Origin of the sequence: Chitinophaga horti (genome assembly GCF_022867795.2) — a bacterium.
Classification (GTDB): Bacteria; Bacteroidota; Bacteroidia; order Chitinophagales; family Chitinophagaceae; genus Chitinophaga; species Chitinophaga horti.
On record NZ_CP107006.1, the window covers coordinates 4,974,446 to 4,986,663 of the forward strand.

The window sequence follows — 12,218 nt, forward strand, 5'->3', positions numbered from 1 at the left end:
AAATATTTATGAAGAAACGCCTCCTTGCCCTGCTACTCATCCTGCATACACTTTCGTCAGTAGCCCAACAACCCTTTAACATCGAAGGTACGATCAGCGATTCGCTGAACGGACAGCACTTATACCTATATAGCATCGACTATTCCAACCTTAATAAACCTATCCGCGATTCGGTCGTCATCGCGGGCGGGCGATTCCATTTTTCAGGGCAGCTTGTTACGCCTGCGGTACTTGTATCAATCTACCTGAAAAATTCGCGCGTGTTTTTTGACCAATTTTTTGTACAGGCTAGGCAGATGCAGGTTAACATTACCCAAGGTCCATCCGGCCGGCCGATTGCGCAGGTGGAGAACAGTCCGGCTACCCGGCAATACCGGGAATGGAAAGAACAGGCGTCACAACCTTTCGTGCAAAAATACCCGATCATGATGAAAATAGACAGCTTACGAAAAGCCGGAGCGAATGCGCAACTTATCCGCACAGAAGAGGAACGGCTGCCTGCGATTCAGGCCGCGCAGAAGCAGGCGCAATACCAATACGTTCGGCAACATTCCAAGGAATACATGGCACTTTACGCGTTGCGTTACTTCCTCACAGGTGATGACAATCCGTACGATACCTTGCAGCCACTTTACCAGCAGCTGTCACCCGAATTAAAATTATTGACAGAAGCCCGGGCGTTTGAAAAGGAGTTGGCAGCCATGAACGCGATATCTGTCGGCAAGCCTGCGCCCTTGTTTAGCGCCACCGCACCTGACGGTACAACAGTAAGCCTGGCAACATTTAAGGGCCGGTATGTGTTGCTAGACTTCTGGGCATCCTGGTGCGGCCCTTGCCTGCAACAAGCGCCCGGATTGAAAGCGGCCTATGAAAAATACCGTTCTAAAGGATTAGCGATCGTTGGCATTTCGCTGGATGACAACCGCGACAAATGGATAGCCGCCATTCAACAACATGAACTGAACTGGCCGCACTTGTCGGAATTGAAAGGCTTTAAAGGCACCATCTCCGCAGCGTATAGTGTTTCTGCCATCCCCACCACCTTTTTGCTGGATAAGAACGGAATCATACTTGCCATTGACCCACACCTGTCATCCCTGGAAACCTTTCTGAAATAACATGAGCACAAAACATCGACTTCTATTGTTGACGGGCTGCCTGTTCTGCCTGGGCGCTACCGGTCAACGTAAAACACGCCCGACGGCGGCAACGTATATCAGCCTGGGCACAACGCAGCTTTCCTTTCAAACCGATTACTCGACGTTGGAGGCTACGCACCATGCGAATGAGTTCCGTCTCCATGTATATACCGGCGACGTTCTTATACAGGCGATCAATCTCGACAGCCTGATAGTTGGTCCACAAGGCGGACAATTTATGAAACTTGCCACGCGGTCTGCATTCGGACAGCTGCAGGCGCGGTTATTCAAAAACGATAGCCTGCTGCAGGACTGGGCGCCATTATCTGCACTTCCCGCTTACATAGATTCTAATACCATGTATAAGTACAATCGGGGTGAACCTGGGCGTGGCCGCCAGTTAGCTAACATCAAGCTTGACAATAGCGACAGCCTGTTACTGGAGCTACGAAATAACAGCGGCGCCAGCCTGTTACGGGTCACGATCACAAAAGGAGCATGGGATACGCAACCGTTTATACAAAGTATGTCCATAGCGCCTCCGGGGGCAGACTTATATGCATCCCGAAACAGTGTGACAAAACGGTTTTATAAATCAAAAGAAAACACCTTTTACCAGGGCTGGCCTGGCGATGGATTAACACTACATCACCAGGTAATGGTGCCTGGCGTATCGCTCAGCCTCCTTTTCAGGCAGCGGGGAGTGCGTGGTGACTCCATTTTCGAATACCGTTTATGGCGCAATGATACCCATCGCGGCTGGCAACGAAGTGACGAGATCATACACACCGATCCACTGGAAGCCGGCACGTCATATATCCTGGAAGTACGCTTTGCCGATCAGCCGACGCGACGTTCTATATACAGTTTTAAGGTTCCGGCAGCCTGGTATCAAACGTGGTGGGTGAGGGCGCTGGCCGCCTTGTTGCTGGCCACGCTACTACTGCTTATTTTCGGCTGGATGCGTCTCCGGCTGATGCGGCGCAAAGCCGAGCGCTACCGCCTGGAAACACAGGCGCTCTACGCGCAGATGAATCCTCACTTTCTTTTTAACGCTCTGAGCACCATACAAGGACTGATGAATGACGGGCAAACCACCAAAGCCAATCATTATCTTACTGGCTTTGCATCCTTACTAAGGGGCACGATACAAATGGGCAACCGCACTACCGTTCCACTCGTGACGGAGCTTAAAAACCTGGAACATTACATTCGGCTGGAACAGATGCGATTTAACTTTAACTATATATACACTATCGACGAAACGATTCCCACTAACGACCTGGAGGTACCACCGCTGCTAGCTCAACCACTGATCGAGAATGCCGTTAAACATGGACTGGCGGCCAGGCGCGAGGATGGGTTGCTTGTCATCCACATCTATCGGAAAAAAAACGATTTTCTGATGAGCATTCACGATAATGGGGAAGGCTTTGACGCGCAGGCGGCCACCGGTGGTTATGGATTGCGATTAACACGCGAACGCATCTCCCTATTTAACAAACAGTCGCAGTCTCAGCAACTGTTGCTTACATTTACTTCCGGCGAAACCGGCACAACCATGATCATTCGTTATAAAAACTGGCTACATGATTAGGACATTGATCATTGATGATGAACCCATCAACATCATTAACCTGCAACGCCTGCTGCAGGCTTACTGCCCAAACGTGCAGGTCATAAAAACCGCCACCAGCGCCGATGAAGGTGCCGCTTCCATCCGGGAACACCAGCCAGACCTGGTATTACTGGACATCCAGATGCCTGGAAAGAGCGGGCTGGACATGCTTCGTTCCTTACCCGCGCACGGATTTGAATTGATCATGGTGACGGCCTACGACCATTATGGTATACAGGCCGTGAAGTTTTCCGCCATCGACTATTTATTAAAACCGGTGGATACGGATGAATTGCAGGCTGCAATTGATAAAGTCGCGGAGCGCCTGGCGCAAAAACAACAGCACGAGCGACTAAACAACCTGTTGAACATGTTGCATGCACCACGACAGGAGGAACACCGGCTGGCGTTACCTTCCCTTAAGGAAACAAGGTTTGTGTATACACGGGAAATCATCCGCTGTGAAAGTAGTAACAGCTACACCACCTTCCACCTCGATTCGGGGGGAAAGATCGTGGTGGCAGTATCTATCTATGAATATGAGGAAATGCTTAGCCCCTACGGATTCATCCGCTGCCATCAGTCACACCTGGTAAACAGGCGCTACGTAAAAAGCCTCGTGAAAGAATCTGGCGGCTACCTACTATTGACAGATGGCAGCCAAATACCTGTATCCAGGCAAAAGAAAGATGCGGTAAAAAACGCGTTGCTGTAATTATCTCGGTTTCGCGCGTTCGTACTGTACCGGCCAGGCAACATCCTCTCCCAGTTTCCGCGCAGCATGTAAAGGAAAGTACGGATCACGCAGTAATTCACGCGCCATCAGGATGAGATCGGCCGTACCGTTGACGAGCAGTTCTTCCGCCTGATGGGCCGTGGTAATTAATCCCACCGCACCCGTAAGCATGCCTGTCTCTTTACGAATACGCGCAGCAAAAGGGGCCTGGTAAGCTGGCCCTAATGGGATTTTCACACCGGGCACAAGTCCACCGGTGGACACATCGATAAGATCTACTCCCACCGTTTTCAGCACCTCCACCAGCTGCACCGATTCATCCGCGTTCCAGCCCCCATCTGCCCAGTCGGTGGCAGAGATGCGTACGAATAAAGGCAACTCCCGCGGCCACTCTGTATGCACCGCCTGAATCACTTCGAGCAATAAGCGGATACGATTTTCGAAGCTACCGCCGTACTCGTCGGTGCGCTTGTTACTTAGTGGAGAAAGAAATTGATGTAAAAGGTAACCATGTGCGGCGTGCAGCTCTATCACCTTAAAACCGGCCTTCAATACCCTGCGGGCAGCCGTCTTAAAGTCGTTTACTACTTTTTGAATACCAGCGGCATCCAACGCCAGCGGCGGCACATCCGAAGGATTAAACGCTACCGCTGATGGAGCTACAGGCAACCAACCGCCATCCATCGGGCTCACAACTTTCCCACCCTTCCATGCGGACGCCACACTCGCCTTACGGCCTGCATGTGCGAGTTGCACACCAGCCACCGCACCCTGCGCTTCCAGGAAAGTGTTGATCTCTGCCAGCTTTTCGATATGCTCATCTTTCCAAATGCCGAGATCGTCCGGCGAGATGCGCCCTTCCGGCGATACTGCAGCCGCCTCCGTGATAATAAGTCCGGCCCCACCTACCGCACGGCTCCCCAGGTGTACGAGGTGCCACTGATTGGCAAACCCATCTTCGGAAGAATACTCGCACATTGGCGATACGGTAATGCGGTTACGAAAGGTGACAGATTTTATGGTAAGTGGTGAGAAGAGCTGCGACATGGTCTTTTAGTTTTCGCAGCAAATATCGTACAAAATGGCTAACGTGATCAATTTGCTAAGGCTGCCCGTCCCTTATTGCGCCACGCCAGCAACAGGCAAAGTAATACGCCAATGAAAGCCAGTCCGGCGCCTACATATTCCGGCGAGGTATAGCCATAGCCAGCGGCAATAGGCAGCCCGCCCAGGTAAGCACCCAGCGCATTACCCATATTAGCGCTTGCCTGCAACGATGCTGAGGCCAGCATTTCCGAACCCTTCGCCGCGTTGATCATCAGCATTTGCATAGGAGCAATAACAGCAAATGCAAGGGCGCCTGTGATGAAGGTCATACCAATGGCTGCAGGCTGATAAGGTGTAACGAACGAAACAATGACCAGCGATACGATCATCGCCATCAATAATAAACCTGTCGTTAGTAATGGAGAGAATCTATCCGCAAGGCGGCCACCAAGGAAGTTACCAACGGCCATGCCTATACCGGCAATAATCATGATGATGGGAACAAACCCTTCGGCGAAGCCGCCAACTTTGGTCATCAGTGGTGCGATGTAACTGATCCAGGCGAATAGGCCGCCGGTGCCGATCGCGGACACACCGATAATAATCCAGGGTTCGGGATTGCCGAATGCTTTCATGCTTTCGAGGAAACTGCCGTTGGAAGTGGCAGGAACCTCGGGCATCCAGCGTTTGATGCTGCCCGCTGCGCAAAGCGCCAGCAAACCTACAATCCCAAACGAAATACGCCAGCTCAGGTGGTGACCAATGGCGGTACCGATCGGCACAGCGACAATATTGGCGATGGTAAGCCCGGCGAACATGACGGCTACGGAACGTGCCTCGCGGCCCGGGTCGGACAGGCGGCTGGCTACTACGGCACCGATGCCGAAAAAGGCACCATGTGGTAAGCCTGAAAACAAACGGGCCACCAGTAACAATTCGTAGTTAGGTGCCAGGGCGAATGCTGTATTAAATACTGCGAACAGCAACATGAGCATGATCAATACTTTCCGGGGAGGATAGTTAGCCGCAAAACCCACCATCAACGGGGCGCCAATCACTACCCCAAGTGCATAGGCCGAAATAAGGTGCCCGGCCTCGGGGATAGAAATGCTTAATGTACGGGACACATCGGGCAGTACACCCATCATCAGAAATTCTGCCATTCCAATACTTAAACCGCCAAGGGTAAGGGTGAGCAGGCTCTTTTTAACCATGTTCGCTAGTCCTGTTTTATTTGAGCCCGCAAGTTACCACAATTTGAGCCGCACAGGTAGTACAATTGTAACATTTGATGGGATGAAGCAGTGGCGATGTTTACACATGGTAAACAGCTGCCCGCGCAAGAATAGCCGGTGTAAACTACGCACAAAAAAAAGCCACTGCTGATAAAATCAAACAGTGGCTCTATTGGAAGTATTAATTAACGGATTATAAACCCAGCGCCTTCATCATTTCGTCGGCTACGAGTTGATTCCCTTTCTCATTCAAGTGCACACGATCGGTGGTCAAGATGCCTTTCGCTTCATTGTTCGTATTGTTCTTCACCTCATAATCGACAAATGCCTTACGCAGGTCGATCAGTTGTACGCCGTTGTTACCTGCAATCTTGCGGATGGTTTTTGAATATTGATTGAGATCGCCATCCTGCGGATTGGAGAAGTCGTTCATTTCACCGATTACAGAAGGGGTGCAGATGTATACTTTGATATTTTGTGCCTGCAGTTTTTTGATGAGGGCGTTATAGAATTTCTCGAATTTATCCAGGTCGGTACCGGTACCGGAGGAGCTTTTATGCCATACGTCATTGATGCCAACGTACACTACTACCACGTCCGGCTTCTTAGCCAGTACATCGTCTTCCATCCTCAGGTAAAGATCATACACTTTATTGCCACCGATGCCTGCACCCACCAGCTCGTAATTATCTGCAGTTTTCTTTTCAGTAAGTGATTTCTGGATGAGGGAAATATAGCCGGCAGGACTTACACCCGCCTGCGTAATAGAATCGCCGAAAAACACGATCCGCTGCTTTTTCCTCAATGTCATAGACATACTTGCGATTACAACCAATAGCAGTGCGAACTGCGTTAATATTTTTTTCATGAGTGGATATTTTTGTCCGCTAATTTAATCTACGAATAATCTCTATGCAAGCCCGGGTGTTGTTATATGGACTTTTCCAGGCATCTACCTTGTCTTTACCTGCTATGGGCGAATAATCTTCATTCACACCGAACCACCATTCTCCCTGCTGACTATCGCGGATGTGTTTGCGGGTAAATTCCCAGCTTGCGTAGGAGGCTTTCAGGTATTTATCGCGACCGCTTACCTGCCAGGCATTCAAAAAGCCGATCATCGCTTCTGCCTGAGGCCAGTATTGCTTTTCGTTTTCCTGGCGATCTTGTTCGGGATGATACCCATAACTTAGTCCATCGTCATCATCCAAGCCTTCGCCAGCCGCGTCTGCAAGGCTTATCGCCCATTCTTTCGCTTTATTGATCCACTTTTCTTCGCTAATGACGGTTGCCGCCTGTTCCAGCAGCCAGGCTGCGTTCATATCATAACCGTATACTACGAGCGACGCCTGGGATTGCCAACTGGCATCAAAAGATGTTTCCAGGTGACCACTTTCATGATCGATGATGTGACGGTCAAATACATCCAGCAGGTCCTCGATGCGCTCTTTTACCATCGGCTCCGGCAACACCTGGTACAAGCTGGTATATGCCTCCAGGATATGCAGCTGATCTTCCGTCACTTTGGAACTGCCGTCGTTCATCGCAGACCAGTCTTCATTGAAAGTTGCTGTGTAACCAAGCCGCTCCCGGTCAAACGCATGCTGCTCGACCAGGTTAAACAACCGTGCGGCTTGTTCCAGTGCGGCATGAAGACCTGTAGCCTTGTAATACTCGGCCATGGCATGCAGACAAGCTGCCTGTCCCATTACCCGCTTATCCCCGCTGGCCTTATTGCCCGCGGCGTCGACGGTCCAATATGCACCACCAAACTCCGCATCTATGAAATGCTCGGTAATGTAAGCAAAGGCCCTGTCTGCAATGGTCAGGTAGTCCGGCGTTCCGGTAAGGTTGTAGGCAGCAGTAAAAGCCCACAGGATGCGGGCATTCAGCACGACTCCTTTATCTGCCGCCGGATCAGGCACATTATCATTATTCACTTTCCCAAAAAAACCGCCGCGTTCCTGGTCTACCGCGTATTGCATCCAATAAGCAAGAATACTGTCTAATTCCTGCTCCATTTCCTGTTTATATAGGGAAGTGTCTACCATATGTTACTGTTTACAACCGGAATTTACGTAAATAACGGTTATATAGCGCGGTGGCCTACACGTCCATTTTCGCTGGCGGTTTGTAACAGTTCCATATTTCTACCAATAATGCCACTAAGTGTTTTTACAGATGCGCCGGATGTAAAGCCATCCTGCTCTGTATTCACCACGTAATCTACCAGCTGATCTATGCTGCTCGTCGCCACATGCATCCGCGTATCGGAAGAAGCATAATAAATCAGCACCCGGCCATCTTCCTCCGCGATCCAGCCGTTGGCAAACACGACGTTGCTTACATCACCGATGCGCTCCTCGCCTTCGGGCGCAAGGAAATAACCCGCCGGCTTGTGCGTCACTTTCGTAAGGTCCTGCAGGTCAGTCATGAAGAGGTATAACACGTATCGGAGCCCCGCTGCAGTATTACGCACCCCGTGCGCCAGGTGAAGCCAGCCTTTAGGCGTTTTGATAGGTGCGGGCCCCTGACCATTTTTGGCTTCGTAGACGGTATGGTATTTTTTCGGGTCGATGACTTTTTCTTCCAGCACTTCTGCATGCTCTATTGAATCGGACAGTCCAAAGCCGATACCTCCGCCACTGCCGGCATCGATGAAGCCATCCTGGGGGCGGGTATAGAACGCGTATTTGCCGTTTACAAACTCCGGGTGCAGCACAACGTTACGTTGCTGGGGAGACTTTGTTTTAAGATCGGGCAGGCGCTCCCAGTTTTTCAGATCTTTACTTCGAATAATGCCGCATTGTGCAATGGCGGCAGATTGATCGTATGCGGGCGCCGACGTATCTTTTCTTTCGGTGCAGAAAAGGCCGTAAATCCAGCCGTCCTCGTGCTGCGTGAGGCGCACATCGTACACATTTACATCCGGCTCACCCGACTGACCTACGTTGATCGGGTAGTCCCAGAAACGAAAATTATCTATCCCATTCGGACTTTCAGCAATTGCGAAAAAAGATTTTCTGTCTACACTTTCCACTCTCACCATCAATAAATATTTGCCTTCCCATTTGATGGCACCGGCGTTAAAGGCAGCATTAATGCCAAAACGTTCCATCAAAAAGGGATTAGTTTGTTCATCGAGATCGTACCGCCAAAAAACCGGGGCATGTGCGGCTGTAACTACGGGGTATTTGTAACGGGTGTACACCCCGTTGTGCTGCGCCAGCGGCTCATTACGCCGTGTAACCAGTGCTTCATATTGCTTCTTCAGACTCGTCAGCCGCTGTTCAAATTGGTGCTTCATCGTCACAATTTTTATAAGTTGTTGTTAGTGCTCCTCTAGTTTGTTCCACCATGTTCTTTTCAATACCAGCAGTACCACCGCCAGTATAGCGATCGTAATCACCAGCGGTAATTTCATCCAGAGGATGACGTACATCGGCAAAATGGTAAGACATAACTGCCCCACGATGCCCAATGACACGTTGAACATGTTGAGCTTAAAGTTTTTATTTCCCTCAAATGCCGGATCATCCGCCTGTACCAGCGCATGCACCGGCTTCCAGAAGCCCCAGGGGCGAACGGTTTTGTAAAAATCTTTCAGCACATTGATCTCGGTGGCCGGTGCGGCATAGGTGCCGATAATCGACCCCGCCAATGACAACAGGAAGAGTAACGGCCAGTAATATAGATCCAGTCCGTGAATGATGCCGAATGACTTCAATATCGCCAACGCAATGGCCGGCACAATGCCCGACAACATTCCCCAAAAGAAGCCACTTGCGTTAAAGCGCCACCAATACCATTTGAGCATGTTTGCAGCGACGTACCCGCCGTACAGGCCACTAACGATCCATTGCAGCACGGTATTCACATCTTTCACAAATAAACCCAAAATCACACCCAGAGTTACTACCGCCAGACCGGCCGTGTAATTCATGGTAATTACCTTTTTGGTGGATGCGTGAGGATTTACATATTTCAGGTAAATGTCGTTCACGATATAAGCCTGTGCAGCGTTCAGCGTACCGGAAAAAGTGCCCATGAAAGCACCCAGCAAGCCTGTCAACACTAAGCCCAGCAGCCCTACAGGTATAAATGCGTTTACAGATGCCGGCAATATTCGTTCAAAATCTGTTCCCCTGGCGGTTTGTAGTTCACCGCTGATTTGGGGATAATATAATAAGGCGAGTATCGTAAGCCCCATCACCATCGAATAGCGGACCGGCAGCAGGATGATGGACACAAAGCCGCTCATCTTACTTGCCTCCTGCGGGGATCGGGTGCTTAATATTTTCTGCATGTCGTAATTGGGCGCGGGGCCGGCCAGGCTGGCAAACACACCTTTGAACAACATCATCATAAAAAAGATTCCGAATAGCGAAAATCCATCTTCATCGATCTTTTTGTTCGCATCGTTCACAATGCCCGTCCAATCCATATCCAGCCGGGCACCGAAGAATGGGTCCAGCCAACCGTTTGGTACATTCGGGGCCGGGCCGCTGTGCAGTTTTATCATCGCAATAACAGCGATGCTGATACAGGCGGCGATCATAATGCAATACTTGATCACATCACCCAATACAATACTGTGCATACCGCCCAAGATGGAGTAGAACATGGCGAAGAGCGTAAATACGATCCCATAAAAATGAGGTGCGTACCCGGGCGCAATCGTAAATGGAATGTAGGGTTGCACCATCTCCCATGGAATAAAGATCTGCATGAACTTACCCAGCCCAACAAAACCATAGGCCATGAAGCCCAGGCAGCTAAGCAATGCAAACGTCACCACGATGTTATGCGACAACCGCACTCCTTTACCAGCAGCACCAAAACGGCCAGCGAGCCATTCGGCGCCGGTAGTGGCATTGGAGCGCCGTAACCAGCGTGACAAAAACATCATCAAAAACACCTGGTTAAATACCGGCCAAAGCCAGGGTATCCAAATGCTTTTAAGTCCATAAACGAAGCACAGGCTCACCATCCACATGGTGCCTGAAATATCGAACATGTCGGACGCATCGCTCAAACCCAACATGTACCAGGGCAGGGACTTACCGCCCATCAGGTAATTCTCCTTGTTTTGTCTTGCCTTTTTCCGCATCACCCAGCCGATAATCACCATGGTAGTGAGATAGGTAAGGATGATCATGACGTCTAACGCCTGTAGTTTCATATATTAATTACCACCAGTTTCTTTCCGAAGATACCCCTGGACCGGGATTTACATTCTCAAAGTCAGCTACGCCCGGGTGAAGGCAAAAGCTTTACATGCTCAGGCTATACAAACAAGTTCGCACATTCGTTTCCACACATGGATTACACTCAATTCATAACGTCCTGGTAATGCAGTCAAATGTATATCCACTATCTTATCTATTCAAATACTTTTTTATCCCTTTGAGATGATTTTTCAACTTATTCAGCCGACCATATTATACAAAATCAATACAGCATTGAATCGCAGGCAGATTTTACTGTCATTCAAAATATGGTACTTATTTTACAAAGCTTTACTTATTTTTGATTCCATATTTAGTAAAAAAGACCGTCGTATATGAAAAGTAAATTGATGAGAGAGATTACCCCGCTCACGCAAAGCGATTGCTTTACCATCTTCTCCAGGGTTAAATCTACTTTCGATTTCCCTTTACATTATCACGACGAGTTCGAATTAAACCTGATACAGAATGGCAAAGGCGCCAAACGTGTAATCGGTGATCACATCGAGGAAATTGACGACTGGGAACTTGTGCTTGTCGGCCCTAACATACAGCACGCCTGGTTTACACACAAATGCGATAATCCCGAGATAAGGGAAGTAACGCTGCAGTTCCATAAAGATTTGTTCGACGATAAACTACTCCGGCGCAATCAGCTGAGTTTTATGCGCACGATGTTCGAGAAGTCACTGCGTGGTATTCTCTTCTCGAAAGAAACTATTCAGCAACTGGCCCCGCGAATTATCGATCTGCAACAGAAACACGGGTTCGATTCCATCCTTGAGCTGATGTCGATCCTGCACGACTTATCCATTTCCCGCAACATCCGCGTACTGTCGGATGCGTCGTTCAACAATCAGGAACAGTTTTCGTACAACAGCCGGCGGGTGGAAAAAACGTTGGAATACATCAACCAAAACTTCGATAAGGCGATTACGCTTGGAGAAGTGGCCAAGCTATCCAACATGAGCGAAGTATCGTTCAGCCGCTTCTTTAAACAGCGTACCGGTAATACTTTCATCGACAGTGTAAATGAGATCAGGCTGGGGCACGCATCGCGCATGCTGATCGACACCACGCAGACTATTGCCGAGGTAGCCTACCATTGCGGGTTTAACAACATCTCGAACTTTAACCGCATTTTCCGCAAGAAGAAGGGATGTACACCAAAGGAGTTTCGCGAAAACTTTTCCGGCACAAGGACCTTCATATAAA

10 protein-coding genes are annotated in these 12,218 nt (G+C 49.6%); 4 read left to right on the forward strand and 6 right to left on the reverse strand.

Annotated features, from left to right (window positions below):
• The first annotated feature begins 8 nt into the window (after positions 1-8).
• From MKQ68_RS20025 to MKQ68_RS20035, 3 genes are read left to right on the forward strand one after another with little or no spacing between them, the layout of a single operon-like run.
• Entirely contained in the window at positions 9-1,118 is a 1,110-nt protein-coding gene (locus MKQ68_RS20025) for a TlpA disulfide reductase family protein (RefSeq protein ID WP_264280645.1), read from the forward strand.
• Between the two features lies 1 nt (position 1,119).
• Positions 1,120-2,736 (forward strand): sensor histidine kinase, encoded by a 1,617-nt coding sequence (locus MKQ68_RS20030; protein ID WP_264280646.1) that lies wholly within the window; start codon positions 1,120-1,122, stop codon positions 2,734-2,736.
• Entirely contained in the window at positions 2,729-3,472 is a 744-nt protein-coding gene (locus tag MKQ68_RS20035) for a LytR/AlgR family response regulator transcription factor (RefSeq protein ID WP_264280647.1), read from the forward strand. Before MKQ68_RS20030 ends, MKQ68_RS20035 begins: the two co-directional genes overlap by 8 nt.
• Here the strand turns inward: MKQ68_RS20035 and MKQ68_RS20040 are convergent, their stop codons facing one another.
• The 6 genes from MKQ68_RS20040 to MKQ68_RS20065 all read right to left on the reverse strand — a co-directional run bounded on the left by MKQ68_RS20040 (position 3,473) and on the right by MKQ68_RS20065 (position 10,957).
• Positions 3,473-4,540 carry an NADH:flavin oxidoreductase/NADH oxidase gene (locus MKQ68_RS20040; protein WP_264280648.1) on the reverse strand — a complete coding sequence of 356 codons (1,068 nt, stop codon included), beginning with the start codon at positions 4,538-4,540 and terminating at the stop codon, positions 3,473-3,475.
• Positions 4,541-4,587: 47 nt separating this feature from the next.
• Entirely contained in the window at positions 4,588-5,754 is a 1,167-nt protein-coding gene (locus tag MKQ68_RS20045; protein ID WP_264280649.1) for an MFS transporter, read from the reverse strand.
• A 214-nt stretch (positions 5,755-5,968) separates the two neighbouring features.
• Complete coding sequence (locus MKQ68_RS20050; RefSeq protein ID WP_264280650.1) at positions 5,969-6,643, reverse strand: SGNH/GDSL hydrolase family protein; 675 nt, start codon at positions 6,641-6,643, stop codon at positions 5,969-5,971.
• 19 nt (positions 6,644-6,662) lie between these two features.
• Positions 6,663-7,826, reverse strand: coding sequence for an AGE family epimerase/isomerase (locus MKQ68_RS20055; protein WP_264280651.1), 1,164 nt, complete (start codon positions 7,824-7,826; stop codon positions 6,663-6,665).
• 38 nt (positions 7,827-7,864) lie between these two features.
• Entirely contained in the window at positions 7,865-9,082 is a 1,218-nt protein-coding gene (locus MKQ68_RS20060; RefSeq protein ID WP_264280652.1) for a glycoside hydrolase family 130 protein, read from the reverse strand.
• 24 nt (positions 9,083-9,106) lie between these two features.
• Positions 9,107-10,957 (reverse strand): sodium:solute symporter family protein, encoded by a 1,851-nt coding sequence (locus tag MKQ68_RS20065; RefSeq protein WP_264280653.1) that lies wholly within the window; start codon positions 10,955-10,957, stop codon positions 9,107-9,109.
• A 381-nt stretch (positions 10,958-11,338) separates the two neighbouring features.
• On the opposite strand from MKQ68_RS20065, the gene MKQ68_RS20070 reads away from it, so the two are divergent.
• Positions 11,339-12,217, forward strand: coding sequence for a helix-turn-helix domain-containing protein (locus MKQ68_RS20070; protein WP_264280654.1), 879 nt, complete (start codon positions 11,339-11,341; stop codon positions 12,215-12,217).
• Position 12,218: the final 1 nt, after the last annotated feature.